The organism is Candidatus Scalindua japonica, from assembly GCF_002443295.1.
GTDB classification, from domain to species: domain Bacteria; phylum Planctomycetota; class Brocadiia; order Brocadiales; family Scalinduaceae; genus Scalindua; species Scalindua japonica.
Genome location: NZ_BAOS01000028.1, coordinates 1 through 16,663, shown reverse-complemented (window position 1 = coordinate 16,663; position 16,663 = coordinate 1). Strand labels below are relative to the sequence as shown.

Here is a 16,663-nt window from a genome sequence, read left to right as displayed (position 1 = left end):
AAAACAAACTTAATGTGGGGACCGGTACTTATGCAGAGAATAATACGTACTATTTACATTAGCTTCATTATATTAGCTTTTACAATAAATCCGGTAAACCCTCTTTCTCCTTTGGCCTATATAGGACACAAGGAAGTTTATGCCGCAACATCTGCAATACCCGCTAAATACCAAACAGCAATAATAAATATCAGGGACAGGCAGGCAGATACAGGCAGTATAATCTCAGAACATGTAAACATCAAAAAAAACGGATATACTACAGTGAAGATGTTAGAAATACCCGAACACCAATTGTCAGATGTTATAGAACAGTGGGGACAACTTGGCCATAAAATCAATGAATATACTATTAAAGATAAAGAGTTTATTAAATATCTGGTCTACAATGCGGATATCAGGTCTTACAGCTATACGGCAAATATGCCAAAGCTATACTTTCTTGTGAAGAAAGAAATAGCAGAACCGATAATATATGGCGGAAAGATAAAGAAATTTTTTAAAACAATATCATTTCACGGGTGGTTCAGAATAGCAGGAGCTCTGGATTCACAAGGCAATTATCGACAAGGTTATGAGCATTTGAGCACACAGAAAGAGGCACTCCTGAAATTATTTGACAGTGTTTTATCTGAGACAGTTAAAGGCAGTTACACAATTGTTGAACTATATACAGATGAACACGGGGAGAGAAAAGGCAGGTTTAAATTTTTCAAGACCGCTGAACAGACAGAACCTACTCTTGTACAACCCATAGATACCATGGCAGCATTTGTATTAACCATCTTGAATCTCGTACAGGAGAACCCCGGCGACCTTAACGTAAAAGAAGACCTGACAAAACCAATTGTGGAAAGGTTAATAGCAACAGCAAAGGTACAATCACAGAACAAAGTTGCATCTTCTGCATACATAAACCGTCCTGAAGTGCACCATAACTGAGCGGGTACGTGAGGATGATCCCTCCGTCCTCATCTGATTTATGAGTCGCACCAATCCAAACATGCACTTGTATCAATTTGTTGGGCCAATTTTTTGCCATCTATCTTTATTTATTTTATTTTTACCGACGAAGTAGGTCGAAATTGAAATTCTGTAGCTGGTTCAGGCTTGCCAGACCAACACGTTTTTCCGGCGGGCAGCCTGAATCTAAAAGTTTCGGTTCAATCAACACGATTTACGGTATTTTAAATCATTTGAACCAGTTAATGATTTAAAATACCGTAACACGCCTGCCCGAACGGGGTTACTGTACTCCATATTTAAGAGTATCAGATGGGAAGGTCTGTGCTTGTGTACGTTTTTCAATATCGTCATGAACATGTGGAAAGGCGGTATCGCCATCATTGCCTTTATCAGATACCGGCGTATCCGACGTTGGCAGAAATGAGAGTTGCTCTTTGATTCTTTCTTTAATACGCTTTTCTTCCTCTTCAATAAATGAGTTAACAATAGGGATTCTTAAAACTAACTCACGGACTACCTCCTCACTGGCCCTTGCCGCGTAAACGTCTCTCATGCTCATCGAATTCTGGAACGATGCGATTACCATATCAAGAGGGTTTGTTGCCACACGGATATCATTGTCATGCCTTACCTGTTCGCCTTCAAAAAAGAGAGAGCCGTCTTTCGTAGAAACACATTTGATACTTAATCCAATCCTGATCTGTTTATAGAGTGCGTAATAGGAGTTTTTATATTCTGTCACTTTGCCATATATCAGTGCATCAGCGCCAAGTATTCTGCCCAGCTCCTGGGCAGGCATCTTATATAACTCATTGGGTGTTGAGACCCCAAGTTCCTGCAACATACCGTCTATATACATTAGCTCTATATCTACAAATTCTCTTGACGCAAAATGGCCAAAGAAAAACCTTCTCAATCTGTTCGCGTAAGTCCAGTTCCAACCATCCGTCTTTTTCTTGCTAAACCTGGGGATAGGGACTGAGTTCAGGATATATTTACCTCCTACCAGATTATCAAAAGGGAGAATTGCGATCTTCCTGGGAGGGTCTGTATAGTAGTTGTCAGAAATTTTAAACTCATTATCTCCCGGGTCAAGCTGATACAATCTGTCCAGAGTCGTTTTCTTGCCATGTTCAGCAAGACCTGCTTCATCCTGAAAGAAAGGCTCGTCTCCCGTGGTCTTTCGATCACTGTTTCGAGAGAAACATCCCGCAGTGCATAATGCAATTAAAACTAAAACAATTAAACCTTTAAGGTTCTTTAAAAAAGAGATAAACCTTTTCATTAGATATTAAATTATAAGTTCATAAATATAAGCATCCATTGTATTTAAATAAAATACAACTGTCAATGCCTTTAAACTCCGGTCTTAAAAAAAAATTTCAGCCCTTCATTCCGGGTCATCCCCGGAAACTCTTTTTCTGGTCTGTTTTTTTTCAGATCGTTTTTTTTATTTTTTAGAATCTGTTCCTTCACATAGCGGGGTTTTCTCGTAAGGATCCGCTCTTTCTCTTCGATGTTTAATTCCATTAGCTTCACCTGGAGTCTTTTAAAGGCAAGCTCTCTGTTCTTAATTTGAGAACGTGATTCCGTTGCGACTACCCTTATCCCTGTAGGCTTGTGATATAACCTCACACAAGACATTGTCTTATTCTTGTGCTGGCCGCCGGGACCAGAGCTTTTATAATAGTCCAGCCGTACCTCTCTTTTCAAATTTTTAAGATCTATTGAGTATTTTTTCATTAGTAATTTCAAAGTCTTTGATTCTGTAGGGTTACATAGACAAACTCGTTTTGTCTATGCAACGCATTGTATATATACTGAAAACACTACGTAAGTTATCAACCAAAAAAAGTTGCCGAATGCTTAACTTGATGCATAGGAAATTCAATGTTATAACACTTCGACTTCGCCCAGTGTGACGTCATCGTGAGCGCCCGCCTTGGCCGGTAAGGACAGGGAGTCGAAGGATAGTCTTTCGTCTCTATAGTAATCTAACTTATTTCACATAGATTTCTGTTAATCATTCTAACTTTTTTTTCTCGGGAAGCACTCTTTTTTCTTACTAATTTACTATTAACCTGAACTGAGCGATTCTTGATCAGAATATGTAGGGCTCGTTTCCACACCCGGATGAATCCGTTCGCCAGCCCGACATTGAAGTTCTGGGGGGGGGTGGGGGACAGTCCCAAATTACCACTAACTATAAATGTATAAAAATTGGACGTTTTATCCGGTTTTAACATAGACGTACCAAATAATAAAAGTATAATAATGCGATGTGACTATGGCGATAAGGCAAATTGCTATAGGGGTTTAAGTGCATGGCAGTTTCAGGCAGAAAACGCATCGCCCCACACCAGGAACTCTGGCGTGATGTAATTGAGGCAACAGGCCAACCGCTGCTTTTCCAGGAATACAGGTCAACCCGACACCACAATACAGAGCAGGAAGCGCGAAATTAAAAAACCGGATAAACGGAAAGGAAGATTACTCAAATTAAACAGAGGCAGATAATACATGAAAAGAAAAAGTCATTTAAACATCCTGGTGATTAACAGTGGCAGTTCTTCGGTTAAATTTCAGCTTATTAATATGGCCGATGAGAATGTTCTGGCCAGTGGAATAGTTGAAAGGCTCGGACTGCCACAATCACTCATAAAATTCAAATTTGGTGACAAAGACCTTACCAGAGAGTGCGATACACTTGATCATAATTCTGCAATTTCAGAGATTATCGAAGACATCACACATAGCCAGTCTGGCGTTATTGGTGATAAGAGTGAAGTCGCGGCAATAGGACATAGAGTTGTCCACGGAGCAGAGCATTTCACGGAATCAGTGCTTATAACAGACAATACTATTAAGCAGATAGATGCCTGTAGTGAACTCGCTCCACTTCACAATCCTCATAATTTGAAGGGAATACTTGTTTGTAAAGAACTGCTGCCAGGCATTCCACAGGTAGCCGTATTTGACACTGCTTTTCACCAGACAATGGAAGATTATGTTTATACTTACGCACTTGACTATAAATTTTATGAGAAGTATAGATTCAGACGATACGGATTTCACGGAACAAGCCATTTCTATGTTGCGCACAAGGCGGCAGAGATTGTTGGTCAGAGCATTCAGGAATTAAAAATAATTACGTGTCATCTTGGAAACGGGGCCAGTGTTGCAGCGGTTAAGTATGGTAAATCTATGGATACATCCATGGGATTCACGCCTTTGGAAGGGCTGATAATGGGAACTCGATGTGGTGATGTTGATCCCGCAATGGTCCTCTTCATTATGGAGAAGGAGGGGCTCAGCCCGCATGAGTGTGACATGTTGATGAACCATGAATGCGGCCTGATTGGAATTTCAGGAATCAGTTCTGATATGCGGGACCTTATTAAGGCGTATCAAGAAGGAAACGACAGAGCAAGGCTCGCTTTACAGATGTACTCATACCGGATCAGGAAATATATCGGTATGTATTCAGCGACAATGAACGGTGCGGACGTAATTGTTTTTACCGGTGGAATCGGAGAAAACGCCGCACTTATAAGGAGTATGTGTTGTACTGACATGGAATATCTTGGTATTGACTTTGATGAAGATAAGAACAAGAAAGCTATTGGAATAGAAGGAGAATTGACCACTCAGAATTCTAAAGTCAGGGTGTTGTGTGTGCCAACAAATGAAGAGTTGGTAATAGCCAGAGACACGGCACAGATTATAGACAAACCTTAACGTTAAAGGAACAAACCAGAATGGCAAAAAATATCTACCTGGCATCTACCGGTCCAAAATCCGGGAAGAGTATAATCTGCCTTGGGTTAATTAATGCCTTCAGGGGCCTGGTGACAAATGTCGGTTACTTCAAGCCCATAGGCCAGAAATACAGAGCAAAAGATACTCACGATAAAGAATCAATAATGATAAAGGAAACATTCTGTATTGAAGACGAATTGAAATGCATTAACCCGGTCTCCATGAAAGAGTTAAATAATTACATAACAAATAATAATGAAGAAAATTTCTTTCACAAAGTACAGGACTCATACAGAAAAATAGCAAAAGACAAAGACATAGTTATTATTGACGGCACCGACTATTTAGGGATGAAGTCAGCTTTTGAATTTGATATAAATGCTGACATCGCGAATAATCTGAATGCCGAAATAATCCTTATTGAAGACGGATATGGAAAGTCGATAGCCGAAATATCCTCCGGTCTCTTAACAGCAAGAGAGTCATTTGTTGAACAGTCCTGTGATTTCCTGGGTGTTATTGTCAATAAAGTTGAGCCTGAAAGATTTGAAGAAGTTGATAAATCGCTGAGAAAGTTATTTAAAAAATGGAAAATAGATTATCTGGGTACTGTCCCACATGATATTACCCTGCCGAAACCACGCTTATACGATATCGCCAGAAGCCTTGATGCAGAAGTTCTGTTTGGAAAGAGTTTTCTTTCTAATATTGCGGTTGAAACCATAATCGCCTCGATGCACTTTGAAAATGCCATTAAGTACATTAATGACGGGACTCTTATTATTACCGGAGGGGATAGGACTGAGATACTACTTGGCTGTATAACATCCTTGATCTCCCCCTCCTGCCCAAACATATCGGGAATTGTTTTAACAGGAGATCTTGTCCCGAATGACAATATAATGAATATAATTGGGACTTTGTCTGATTTATCATTTCCTGTTTTCAGTGTAAGGAGCAACACAATAGAGGCTGCAAATAAAATCAACTCTCTTGCGGTCAACGTATCTTCAAATGATTTCCAGAAGATTGATATCGCGAAAGACCTGGTATACAGACATGTCGATTATGAAAAGATAAACGATAAACTGAAACTGGAAAAGATAAGGAAACGGACACCGGAAATATTCAAATACGAAATATTAGAGAGGGCATGCTCAGAAAAGAAATGTATAGTCCTTCCTGAGGGTGATGACGACAGGACTTTAAAAGCCGCGGTGTGGGCGAGGGACAGGGACATCGCCGATATAATACTCCTGGGAGACAAGGACCTGATTATGAAAAAAGTTGCCATGTCAGGATTGAAACTGGATAACGGAATCGATATCATAAACCCCAAAGAATCACAAAAATTTGAGGATTATGCTAACACCTATTATGAACTGAGAAAACATAAACATTACACAATGGATAACGCGCAAGACCGGATGCAGGACACAATCTATTTTGGGACTATGATGGTATATAAGGGAGATGCAGATGGGCTGGTTTCCGGCGCGGTCCACACAACAGAGCAGACAATCAGGCCTTCATTTGAAATAATTAAAACAAAGCCCGACATTAAAAATGCTTCCAGTATATTCCTCATGTGCCTGAAAGACCGTGTGCTTGTTTACGGAGATTGCGCGATCATCCCTATGCCGACTGCCGAGCAGCTTTCGGATATCGCCATCACAAGCGCGGATACTGCTGAAAATTTCGGTATAGATCCGTACATTGCCATGCTCTCATATTCTACCGGCAAATCCGGAAAGGGGCCGGAGGTTAATAAGGTAAGAGAGGCGACAGAAATTGTAAGGCACAAAAGGCCCGATTTGCTTATTGAAGGCCCGATACAATACGATGCCGCCATTGATCCGGGTGTGGCCAGAATCAAACTACCGGACAGCAAAGTTGCCGGCAATGCGACCGTCTTTATTTTTCCTGATTTAAATACAGGCAACAATACATATAAGGCGGTGCAGAGGACGTCAGGCGTAATTGCCATAGGCCCGATAATACAAGGCTTAAAGAAACCTGTAAACGATCTCAGCAGGGGATGTCTCGTGGAAGACATCTTTTATACTATAGCGATAACCGCAATACAGGCACAGTCATAAAATAGATATAATTATTTTTTTGCCATTCTCAAGAAAAGATTAATATGGTAAAATCTTTTTTTATCTATAAATCATTAATACTTATTAGGACTAATATATGGCGACGGTATTACCATTCAAGGGATTACGATATAATCCTGATAAAATAGAAGATATTTCTAAAGTGATTACTCCTCCTTACGACGTTATATCTGAAAATGAGAGAGATGACTATTATAAACTACATCCGAACAACATAATACGACTGATCCTGAGTAAAGAATTACCCGGAGACGATCAATCCAATAACAAATATACAAGATCCGGAGAATCCTTTGATACATGGAGAAAAGAAGAGGTTCTGAAAGAGGAGGCGGAGCCTGCTATTTATATCTATGCACAAGAGTTCACATTATCTGGTAAGAAGTACATACGAAGAGGGTTCATTTCTTTAGTCAAACTGGAAGATTTTGAAACTGGTGAAATTTATCCGCATGAACATACACTTTCAAAGCCAAAAGAAGACAGGATGAATTTGATGAAAGCCACTAACGCAAACCTTAGTCAGGTGTTTACATTCTTTGAAGACGAAGGGAGTAAAATATCAAACTTTTTGCATAAAGTGTCTGAAGGAGATCCGGGAAGCGGTGTAACTCATGATATTGATTTTACAGATATTTATGGTGTCAGAAATTCGCTCTGGCCCATAAAAGACAAAGCAATTATTAATGAGTTAATTTTACAAATGAAAGACCGGGCGCTGTTTATTGCGGACGGGCACCATCGCTATGAAACAGCACTTTTCTACAGAGATTTTGTAAATGGCAGTGATAAAGAACAAAGTAGTAACGGAGATTCTCCGTCAGACTATATCATGATGATGTGCGTCTCTATGGAAGACCCGGGACTTCAGATATTACCAACACACAGACTGGCCAGAAATATACTAGATCTTGATCCTGAAAAGATAAAGAATGCGTTAAATGAGATTTTTGATATCAGCGATTTGGGAAGTGATTGCAAGGCTGAAACATTAACACAAAAACTCAGTGAAGATGCACATAAACATAAAATTGCAATGTACATCGGTGAGAGTGAAAACAAACTCTATATTCTGACACTGCGTGACAAAAAACTTCTTGATCCGATTTTAACAGATGAATATTCTGAATGGAAAACTATTGATACCGGGATTTTACACGGAGTCATATTTGATAGGGTACTGGGTATTCAGGCAAGAAATATTTCAAAATCTGAAAGTGTCAAATATGTTCAGGGCATAGAAGATTCAGTGAGAAAAGTGAACGAAGGAGAGTTCCAGATCGCCTTTTTCCTTAACCCTACAAAAATAGGTCAGATCAGAGATATTGCAACCAAAAGACATAAGATGCCCCCCAAGGCAACATATTTTTACCCTAAACTTATGACTGGAATGGTTATCAGGCACATTTCTGACACCTGGTGATTGGCAATTAGCCAAGTGTTACATAATATTGTTGACTTTAAACTGGAATTTCACTAAAATACTTAAACGAAAATTGGAGCTTATCAAGAGTGGTGGAGGGACTGGCCCTGAGAAACCACAGCAACCGATCCTGGCAGCATGCCGGGATGTCGGTGCTAACTCCTACCTGTTAGGGGAAGATAAGATAAGAATGTCGCAGAGCCTCTTCTTATCTTGTGATTAAGAAGAGGCTTTTTTATTAATGTCTGGAGATGAATATGAGTTTTGTTAAAGGTCTTAAATGTAGAGAATGCGGAAAAGATTACCCTAAAGAGGCTCTTCATGTTTGCAGTTTCTGCTTCGGCCCGTTGGAAGTTGATTACAAATATGAAGAAATTAAAAAAGTAATAAGTAGAGAAAAAATTGAATCACGAGGGAAAACCATGTGGAGGTATAAGGAACTTTTACCTCTTGATGGTGAGCCTACTGTGGGGGCCCAGGTTGGATACACTCCATTGGTCAAGGCTGATAATCTGGCAAAAAAACTTGGCGTAGAGGAGCTATATGTAAAAAACGATTCAGTAAATTTCCCCACATTCTCTTTTAAAGACAGAGTGGTTTCAGCAGCTCTTTCCAAGGCGAAAGAACTCGGCTTTAAGACCGTTGCATGCGCCACAACCGGTAATCTTGGAAACTCAGTTGCCGCACAGGCAGTGCAGGGTAATCTTGAAAGCTATATCTTTATGCCCGCAAATTTGGAACAGGGAAAGGTTATAGGCACATCGATTTATGGAACAAACGTCATAGGTATAGACGGTAATTATGATGGTGTTAACAGGATGTGTTCAGAAATTGCGGATAAATATGGTTGGGCTTTTGCAAACATCAATATCCGTCCGTATTATGCGGAAGGTTCCAAAACTTACGGTTATGAAATCATAGAGCAGCTTGGCTGGAAGGCCCCTAAGCATGTAGTTGTGCCTATGGCAGGCGGCTCTCTGGTAATTAAAATAGGCAAAGCGGTAAAGGAAATGACAGAATTGGGATTAATCGATAAATCCAATACATCACTCTATGGCGCTCAGGCTTCCGGTTCTTCACCGATTTCTACTGCTGTAAAGAAAGGCAGTGATGTGATCGCTCCCGTTATACCGGATACGATTGCCCATTCTATCGCAATTGGAAATCCGGCTGACGGGTATTACTCTGTAAAGGCTATCAATGAGAGTGGCGGATATGCAGAAGATGTTTCTGATGATGAGCTGGTTGAGGGGATAAAGCTCCTGGCATCAACTGAGGGTATTTTTACTGAGACTGCGGGAGGCGTAACTGTAGCTGTAACAAAAAAACTTATAGATCAGGGTAGATTACCGCGAGATGAGTCTATCGTGATCTGTATCACCGGAAATGGTCTGAAAACGTTGGAAGCGGTAATGGATAAAGTAGAAAAACCGTGTGTAATTGACGCAAATATAGAGAGTTTTAACGCTTTTATGGAAAAAAGAGAAGTTTGTACTGCTTAAACGTTTTGACAATACACATGCGATTGAATAAAATGCAGCGCTGAGTTTAGCAAGAAAAAAAGGTAATATTCCAAAGATAACTTATATCATTAAAAAGAAAGAGGTATCGTCATGCCGGTTAAAGTAAGAATTCCAACACCATTAAGGTCGTTAACAAACGGATCAGAAGAAGTTACTGTAGAGGGTAACTCTATCAAAGAAGTGATTGATAATCTTGAATCTAATCACAAAGGATTTAAGGAGCGTCTCTGTGATGAAAACGGACAGATCAGAAGGTTTATTAATTTCTACCTTAATGATGAAGATATAAGGTTTAAAGATAACCAGGAGACTCCGGTCAATGATGGAGATCAGATTTCAATTGTACCGGCAATAGCAGGAGGACGCATAGCCGCCAGCTAATAGTAATATATTTTTGAGAGTACATATGTCTGATATAAAAGAGAACATTATAAATAGTATCAAAACTCTGATTTTACCCGAACTCAGTAAACTGCAGGAAGGGATAAACGAGATCCGCATCCGTCAAGAAGCTCTGGAAAAACAGATGGTGATGATCAATGAAAATGTTCTTAGTAATAGCAGGCGGATTGACGAAATAAACAAAAGAATTGATGCAATTAATCAACGAATTGACGATACAAACAAAAGCGTTAATGGGATAAATCAACGAATTGACGATACAAATAAAAGGTTAGATTTTGTTTACATAGAAATAGGAGAAATCAAAAAAGAAATGGAACGTTTGAAGCGAGAGGATTCCGTAACGGCAGATATACTCCACCGAATGGAAGTGCTTGAAGAACGGGTATTGTTAAAGCGGTAGAACCAGAATATCAAGATACAGTCAACTCCTTAGGTACACTTATATCTGACACTATCAGTTCTCCGGTATATTCTTTACCTTGTCCTTGAAAAAAGCCGGTTTTCGGAGCAACGAATGTGACTGTTTTTGCGGCTTTCACTGCAACCCCAAGCACAACACCATCATCACAACCCAAACCGGAAGGTATATCAACAGAGACAACAGGAATATCGGTTTCATTAATTTTCTCTATCAGGGTCCTTACAGGCTCTCTTACTTCACCGCTTAAACCCGTCCCGAAGATTGCGTCAACAATTATATTATAATCGTGAAGCGTTTTTACAACTTCCTCAATATGCTCTTCCTTTAGCTCTCGTATTTTAAAATTCATATTCAGCAGAATCTTCAGATTTGTTGAGGCGTCACCTTCAGAAAGAACACGAGATATCTCAGTTGTTAAAAAGACAGAGACATTCACTCCTTTATTATAAAGATGGCGAGCAATAACAAAACCGTCACCACCATTATTTCCTTTTCCACAAAATATAGCCACCCTGGCTTTATCTATCCCGGACAGCATCTTTAAAACCTCTTCCGCAACATTCCTGCCCGCGTTTTCCATTAATATAATTCCGGGGATTTCATATTCATCTATTGCTTTTCGGTCAATCTCTCTTATTTTATTCCGCCCTAATGCCCTTTTCGTGATATCCATAAAATACCTTTCTGCTTAATTTCCAGTATACTGAACTATTAGAATTATAGATCATTTTTCGCACATATTTCTTTAGCTGTCAATTCTTAAATAAACAGGCACAACCGTAAAAACTACTTGACGGTATATCGTATTTCATATAGTATAAATACATTGAATATTTGTAATTATTAGGAATAGGTGGTAGCTGAAATGGCAAAAGTCAGATGTCCCGGTAGTATGAAGACCATGGTGCCCGAGCCACTTGAAAGAAAGTGCCCTAAATGTGGCAGCATGATTGAGATCTGGAGTGACGAGGAGAAAGCAGACTGTACATGCGGGGAAACTGTATTTAAAGACAAAGCCCCTACTTGTGTGGTATGGTGTAGCGCAGCCGAAGAGTGCCTGGGTGACATATTTGATGTAAAAAAGATGAAGGAAGATGCGAAGAAGAAAGCTGCTGCTGAGGGAAACCCTGAATTTGTTGCTCAGGTTGCAGAGAAAATCAAGAAAGAAAAAGATAAAAACTGTGCTCAAGTTCAAAAAGATGCCAGGAGAGAAAAAGATTCTGGTAGCTAACGCGCTTTCCTTAATATGACACTTTACAAAACACTTTTACTCCTTGCCGGTTGCTGTTTTCTTAACCAGGTTGTGTGCCTGTCTTATCGGCTCTGGAAGTCGGCACCCACGACAGCTCTTCAAAATAAGACCAATGGACGTTTTTAAATCGATTTTGTGGCCTGGAGATACGAAAACCGGCTTAACGTTTTTTCTCGTTCTGAGCACCGCACCCACAACTTTATCCTGCACGGTAAGAGGGGAATAACAACCCATCTCTTCACCCACTTCATTATAATCACCTATCAGCCTGGTTTTTGCGCATCCGATTGTTGGTTTATCTAACAGCAACCCAATATGAGATGCCAAACCGATTCCACGAGGGTGCGCGATGCCTTGTGCGTCTAATATAATCACATCAGGGTTTGATTTAATCTTTGCAAATGCTTTCAGTAAAATTGGCGACTCCCGAAAGCTCAGTAAGCCGGGGATATAAGGAAAATCAACTATGCCGCTTGCCGTAACTGCCTCAACTCTTTCCATTGTTTTTAACTCAAACACCATTACGCTCGCATAAAACATTTTACCCTTCTTCGTACCTGTCGAACTGCGTTTACCTTCCCGGATGGTGCGTGTGGGTAAATAAGAAACATCTGCCCCGGCAATAATTTTAAAGTTTTTTGCCGCACATATTAAAACAATGCTCTTCTCTAATCTCCCCTGGATCTCGGCTGCCCTTTTATAGTCTACGTTCCATGGATGAAGTTTCTGATATTTCATAATAATGGATTATATACCCTTTGAACAAACAATTTTATGATAAATCTATAATTAATATAATATATAGGCTGAAGTTTGACGGTTTTTATTTTATTGGCTTTTCATCAAAAATCTGACACTTCAGAAAAAGAGAAAGCAGTTTAAAGGGTTCATGATATATACACCATGTCATAATCCTTATTTATTCAATCACTTAATAAATTTATATATACAGAAATAATATTTGGATGATTCGAATAGTATACTAATTTTAATTATAACTGGCGCATATTTGACAATTTATTTACCCATATACAGTTTGTTTTTGTTTTAAAACAGAAAAAAAGTATAATAAATATTTGTACGGAAACTCTGGCTATCTATTGTATGGACGACCAAGTCGGAAGCCCTAGATAATAAGGACCTTTTTCGGGTACAATGACCTCGTTTAAAGAATTAAGAGTTGCTAATTACAATACTTGAAATATTTCTTTATTGAAAACATACATGCTTTGGCACTATTATTGCGCTTATTCTTACTACTCGTGACTTAAAATGGGCTGCTTTGCAAATTAAAAATGTCTTGTAATTCATGGCCATCGGCAACGTTAAATTGATTCAGCATATTATAATACTAATCATTTAATTGTCCATGTTTTCCCCTCCGGAAGCCTGATAGGACTTGCCGGTGGCATGATTTTTTTCTTGACTTTACTTTTTATTTTGATTAAATAACGACCATTGTACGCAGTAGTTAGGTATGATTGCAGTTGATATTAGCCAGTTTGCGTCAGACGATATCAGCCGTTTTAGTATATTGAAAGTATTTAAAGCCTTTATATGTATGTGTATTTTCTGGTGTGTAGCGTCCGTTTATGCATGCTGGAAAATTATAGAATTTTAATTTTTTATTATGTTATGGGGAGGTAAATGAATGATAGCTAAAATCAAATTTTATTTGTTGCTGCCAATGTTCGCAGTTTTGATGTTAGGCAGTGTCTCTTTTGCGCAGAGTATAGATATGGAAGCGCTGAAAGCTGAACTTAGAGAAGAATTAAAGGCAGAACTCAAGCAAGAGTTAATGGCCGAACTTAAAAGCGAAACAAAGGCTGATATACAAGAGGCAACAATTGGCCTGAGAGATGTCATAACGGCTGATTTCAAAGACGAAATCAGGGCTGAAATAATGAGCGAAGATATCTCTTCCGCAGTTAATGAGGCAATGGCAGGCTCTGCAATTTTAAGCGGTTTGTTCAAAGGTGTAACCGTTGGTGGTTTTATCGATACCAATTTCATGTATAACCTGAGAAACTCCGGTGAAAATGTTTCTAACAGGAATGCAAATCGTAAGGTAAACTTCATAGGTGAAAATGATGACAACACATTTTCGCTACAAAACTTTGCAATGTTTTTTGACAAGGAAGCAACCGACGAACACCCGATAGGCTGGCAGGCTCATATATATATGGGCGAATTGACACAAGGTATTACTTTCTTTGGCCCTGGAAATGATGATGCCGCTTCTGCAGCAACTACTACGCTTGGAGGCACAGCAGCAGGCAGAACAGGCACCACTTTAGCACACTCTCATGATGCCTCTCTTGATGCTTCTGTTTCTGGTGCTAATGATTCAGGTACAAACGATAGATTTTCTTTAGCAGTAGCAAATATTACCTGGAATGCGCCGGTACTTGGAAAGAAACTTCCAATTACCATGGGAAAAATGTATACCTGGATTGGCTATGAGTTGGTAGAAAACATTGGTAACCCAAATTATACGCACGGTATGGTTTACAATAATGCGATACCATTTACACACATGGGTGTAAGTTTTGATGTAACTGAATTTCTTCCTAGTGACAAATGGGGATTAAAACTTTACTATGTTAATGGATGGGATACTTATATAGATAACAATGAGGGAAAGTCATACGGAGCTTACCTTTCTTACCAGCCTAATGACGATTTCTTCATCTCCCTAGCCGCAATAAACGGACCGGAAACATCTATGGATGGCTCTGGGGGCTTTAATGGCAGTAATTCCAGTCAAAATGTATTTATGTACGATGTGGTAATGACCTATGCATTACCACAGGTTGATAAGTTAAGCCTTGGGTTTAACTGGGACCACGGTCGTGCTAAGGAGAATGGTTTTGATGATGGCTCAGCAACTCTTGCTGCAGACAATAGCGCAGGCAGCAGCGCTCACTGGTGGGCGATGGTATACTATGCAATGTATGATTTCACTGATAATCAGCAGGGTGCTCTCAGGTATGAATATTTTGATGACGATGACGGCGCAAAGGGCTTTGGTCATTCAATGTATTCAATAACATATACGCATAATATTACCATTGCGAATAACCTTCTGCTGAGACCTGAAATCAGGTATAACAAGTACAATGTTTCAGACGCTCAAGAGGAAGCCGGTATGGGCCTGGTACATGGTGCTGATGGCGAATTTACTAATGACGATGAAATCGTACTTGCTTTTGGCACAGAATACGTATTTTAATGTTAATTGGTTACTGTTTTTATTATCTCCGTCTGCCATAATAACCTTTACCAATTGACAGGCGGAGAATTATCAAGAACTAAGTTTTTGATGTATGATGTATTTTTTATGCTGCGCAAATTTTAAAGTTTGTGTAGAAACCCAGGTCAAAACATTTCCTCCCCCGTTTTGGCTTGGGTTTTTGTATTTAGACTCGTATTTCCACACCAATTTTCATATAAAAAAGCTTTTTTGTAGACTCAACACTAAGCATAAATCTTTCATCTTGACAAATTGATTAAAATCTTTGATACTATTCTTTAAGTACGAATATGGAACTCCGAGATTGGAAGGTGCTATTAATCGATGAAGAAAGTAATTTTAATCGCAATGCTGTCGATATTAAGTTTCTCGTGCGTCGGGTATGCCAGTGACGCGTCTTTTATACGGCAAGACAGGGAGATGCTGATCAGGCTTGATGAATGGCAGAAGGCAATCAACAAAAGGATTGATGATTTAAGAAGTGAGCTTAAAGGGGATATCGCCAACTTAAGAGGTGAGCTTCAGGGCGATATCGCCGATTTAAGAAATCTTACATATGTGGTTCTTGCAGGAATCTTTGCCATTTTCAGCTTTGTACTGTGGGACAGGAGAACAACTCTTGCGCCTGCGGTAAAAAAAAACAGAGAGCTTGAGGAGCGGGAAGATAAGATAGAGCGAGTGCTGAAAGAGTTGGCAATAAAGGATGAGAAGGTGGCAGATGCGCTTAAACATGCGGGAATCCTATAAATTTGCAAATTGATTAAACTTGTGCATTAAAAACCAGCGTCATCTGGGTTAGAATGTTTTTGGAAGGGTCTGTTTGTGCAACTAATTCTTTGTAGCTGAATGGATATGCCGGTGATTATAACAATTTTTCTGTTGATTGCAGAAAATTTATAGTAAATTTGCAGTTGCCTGAAAAATTGACAGCATAAAGTTTCTCTCTAGTCCATTCGTCATAGTGTTAACGAAAGTTTTAAGTCAATAGTGCTTATCAGCTTGCAAAGCAGCTTGCCAACCAGATATACATTTTCACATGTGCAATAAAGTGAAAAACATACTACCTGTCTATCTATTCCCCCTTCAAATGGGGCTTTCTAATTTCCGTAGTTTTTCAGCTCCTCCATTGTCTCAAACGTAACCTGCTTTTCTCCATGCGATTCGGCGAGAGACCGAAGCTCATCAAACGTTGAAAATAGATCGTAACTCATTGCTGAAATCTGCTCGAAATCAATGCTCTCAATTCCCCAGAGAAAATCAAAACATTTTTTCCTGAGATCTTCACTCAGCTCTGGATAGCACTCAGCTATCTCCTTTTCTCTGGCATCCTGAGTATCGTAGGAAGGGTTACCGCTCTTTATAAGGCGACTGTCTATATATACATTCCACAGGTATTTATACCTTCTGAATGCACCGGTCCCTTCTGGTGGAACAAGACTTTCTTTATGTTGGAACTTCTCGTTTAACTGGTCAGCCACATGCATAAGCTCATGCCTGACCCGCCCCTCAAGGTTGTCTAAAGAGTCCACAATCTCCAGCAC

At 39.5% G+C, this 16,663-nt stretch carries 16 protein-coding genes and 1 riboswitch; of the genes, 11 read left to right on the top strand and 5 right to left on the bottom strand.

The genetic code is table 11. From position 1 onward, the window contains the following. The first annotated feature begins 30 nt into the window (after positions 1-30). The gene (locus SCALIN_RS14520; RefSeq protein WP_133111938.1) at positions 31-942 is read left to right on the top strand and encodes a hypothetical protein; all 912 of its coding nucleotides are present in this window, start codon (positions 31-33) and stop codon (positions 940-942) included. Between the two features lie 304 nt (positions 943-1,246). Here the strand turns inward: SCALIN_RS14520 and SCALIN_RS14515 are convergent, their stop codons facing one another. Together SCALIN_RS14515 and SCALIN_RS14510 are read right to left on the bottom strand one after the other, a co-directional pair. Next, entirely contained in the window at positions 1,247-2,251 is a 1,005-nt protein-coding gene (locus SCALIN_RS14515) for a GNA1162 family protein (RefSeq protein ID WP_096895183.1), read from the bottom strand. A gap of 71 nt (positions 2,252-2,322) precedes the next feature. Continuing rightward, positions 2,323-2,709, bottom strand: a complete 387-nt coding sequence (locus SCALIN_RS14510; protein ID WP_096895182.1) for a peptide chain release factor family protein — start codon at positions 2,707-2,709, stop codon at positions 2,323-2,325. A 581-nt stretch (positions 2,710-3,290) separates the two neighbouring features. Between SCALIN_RS14510 and SCALIN_RS22340 the strand changes: the two genes are divergently transcribed. From SCALIN_RS22340 to SCALIN_RS14480, 7 genes are all read left to right on the top strand, one after another. Further along, positions 3,291-3,431, top strand: a complete 141-nt coding sequence (locus SCALIN_RS22340) for a hypothetical protein (RefSeq protein WP_162532341.1) — start codon at positions 3,291-3,293, stop codon at positions 3,429-3,431. 55 nt (positions 3,432-3,486) lie between these two features. Beyond that, positions 3,487-4,704: an acetate/propionate family kinase gene (locus tag SCALIN_RS14505; protein ID WP_096895181.1), complete on the top strand. Its 1,218-nt coding sequence runs from the start codon at positions 3,487-3,489 to the stop codon at positions 4,702-4,704. 20 nt (positions 4,705-4,724) lie between these two features. Next, positions 4,725-6,824: a phosphate acetyltransferase gene (gene pta / locus SCALIN_RS14500; protein ID WP_096895180.1), complete on the top strand. Its 2,100-nt coding sequence runs from the start codon at positions 4,725-4,727 to the stop codon at positions 6,822-6,824. A 97-nt stretch (positions 6,825-6,921) separates the two neighbouring features. Then, complete coding sequence (locus SCALIN_RS14495) at positions 6,922-8,268, top strand: DUF1015 domain-containing protein (RefSeq protein WP_096895179.1); 1,347 nt, start codon at positions 6,922-6,924, stop codon at positions 8,266-8,268. A 77-nt stretch (positions 8,269-8,345) separates the two neighbouring features. Next, a riboswitch (SAM riboswitch) is annotated at positions 8,346-8,454 on the top strand. A gap of 71 nt (positions 8,455-8,525) precedes the next feature. After that, positions 8,526-9,770 carry a threonine synthase gene (gene thrC, locus SCALIN_RS14490; protein ID WP_096895178.1) on the top strand — a complete coding sequence of 415 codons (1,245 nt, stop codon included), beginning with the start codon at positions 8,526-8,528 and terminating at the stop codon, positions 9,768-9,770. A gap of 111 nt (positions 9,771-9,881) precedes the next feature. Then, positions 9,882-10,172 carry a MoaD/ThiS family protein gene (locus SCALIN_RS14485; RefSeq protein WP_096895177.1) on the top strand — a complete coding sequence of 97 codons (291 nt, stop codon included), beginning with the start codon at positions 9,882-9,884 and terminating at the stop codon, positions 10,170-10,172. 25 nt (positions 10,173-10,197) lie between these two features. After that, entirely contained in the window at positions 10,198-10,596 is a 399-nt protein-coding gene (locus SCALIN_RS14480) for an LUC7 domain-containing protein (protein ID WP_096895176.1), read from the top strand. Between the two features lie 10 nt (positions 10,597-10,606). Here the strand turns inward: SCALIN_RS14480 and SCALIN_RS14475 are convergent, their stop codons facing one another. After that, complete coding sequence (locus SCALIN_RS14475) at positions 10,607-11,290, bottom strand: NAD(P)H-hydrate epimerase (RefSeq protein WP_096895175.1); 684 nt, start codon at positions 11,288-11,290, stop codon at positions 10,607-10,609. Positions 11,291-11,482: 192 nt separating this feature from the next. On the opposite strand from SCALIN_RS14475, the gene SCALIN_RS14470 reads away from it, so the two are divergent. Beyond that, positions 11,483-11,848, top strand: a complete 366-nt coding sequence (locus tag SCALIN_RS14470) for a hypothetical protein (RefSeq protein ID WP_096895174.1) — start codon at positions 11,483-11,485, stop codon at positions 11,846-11,848. A 36-nt stretch (positions 11,849-11,884) separates the two neighbouring features. On the opposite strand, the gene SCALIN_RS14465 is transcribed toward SCALIN_RS14470, so the two are convergent. Next, entirely contained in the window at positions 11,885-12,607 is a 723-nt protein-coding gene (locus SCALIN_RS14465) for an endonuclease V (RefSeq protein WP_096895173.1), read from the bottom strand. 913 nt (positions 12,608-13,520) lie between these two features. On the opposite strand from SCALIN_RS14465, the gene SCALIN_RS14460 reads away from it, so the two are divergent. Both SCALIN_RS14460 and SCALIN_RS14455 read left to right on the top strand, forming a co-directional pair. Next, positions 13,521-15,101 (top strand): outer membrane beta-barrel protein, encoded by a 1,581-nt coding sequence (locus tag SCALIN_RS14460; RefSeq protein ID WP_096895172.1) that lies wholly within the window; start codon positions 13,521-13,523, stop codon positions 15,099-15,101. 345 nt (positions 15,102-15,446) lie between these two features. Further along, positions 15,447-15,869, top strand: coding sequence for a hypothetical protein (locus tag SCALIN_RS14455; RefSeq protein ID WP_096895161.1), 423 nt, complete (start codon positions 15,447-15,449; stop codon positions 15,867-15,869). 350 nt (positions 15,870-16,219) lie between these two features. Here SCALIN_RS14455 and SCALIN_RS22335 read toward each other — a convergent pair. After that, positions 16,220-16,663 (bottom strand): hypothetical protein (locus tag SCALIN_RS22335; protein ID WP_162532340.1); only part of this gene is annotated, 444 nt, incomplete at its 5' end.

Coding starts and splice junctions, on each gene's coding strand:
- SCALIN_RS14470 (WP_096895174.1), top strand. CDS start 11,483: ATGGCAAAAGTCAGATGTCCCGGTAGTATGAAGACCATGGTGCCCGAG.
- SCALIN_RS14460 (WP_096895172.1), top strand. CDS start 13,521: ATGATAGCTAAAATCAAATTTTATTTGTTGCTGCCAATGTTCGCAGTT.
- SCALIN_RS14495 (WP_096895179.1), top strand. CDS start 6,922: ATGGCGACGGTATTACCATTCAAGGGATTACGATATAATCCTGATAAA.
- SCALIN_RS14485 (WP_096895177.1), top strand. CDS start 9,882: ATGCCGGTTAAAGTAAGAATTCCAACACCATTAAGGTCGTTAACAAAC.
- SCALIN_RS14465 (WP_096895173.1), bottom strand. CDS start 12,607: ATGAAATATCAGAAACTTCATCCATGGAACGTAGACTATAAAAGGGCA.
- SCALIN_RS22340 (WP_162532341.1), top strand. CDS start 3,291: ATGGCAGTTTCAGGCAGAAAACGCATCGCCCCACACCAGGAACTCTGG.
- SCALIN_RS14520 (WP_133111938.1), top strand. CDS start 31: ATGCAGAGAATAATACGTACTATTTACATTAGCTTCATTATATTAGCT.
- pta (WP_096895180.1), top strand. CDS start 4,725: ATGGCAAAAAATATCTACCTGGCATCTACCGGTCCAAAATCCGGGAAG.
- SCALIN_RS14475 (WP_096895175.1), bottom strand. CDS start 11,290: ATGGATATCACGAAAAGGGCATTAGGGCGGAATAAAATAAGAGAGATT.
- SCALIN_RS14455 (WP_096895161.1), top strand. CDS start 15,447: ATGAAGAAAGTAATTTTAATCGCAATGCTGTCGATATTAAGTTTCTCG.
- SCALIN_RS14480 (WP_096895176.1), top strand. CDS start 10,198: ATGTCTGATATAAAAGAGAACATTATAAATAGTATCAAAACTCTGATT.
- thrC (WP_096895178.1), top strand. CDS start 8,526: ATGAGTTTTGTTAAAGGTCTTAAATGTAGAGAATGCGGAAAAGATTAC.
- SCALIN_RS14510 (WP_096895182.1), bottom strand. CDS start 2,709: ATGAAAAAATACTCAATAGATCTTAAAAATTTGAAAAGAGAGGTACGG.
- SCALIN_RS14515 (WP_096895183.1), bottom strand. CDS start 2,251: ATGAAAAGGTTTATCTCTTTTTTAAAGAACCTTAAAGGTTTAATTGTT.
- SCALIN_RS14505 (WP_096895181.1), top strand. CDS start 3,487: ATGAAAAGAAAAAGTCATTTAAACATCCTGGTGATTAACAGTGGCAGT.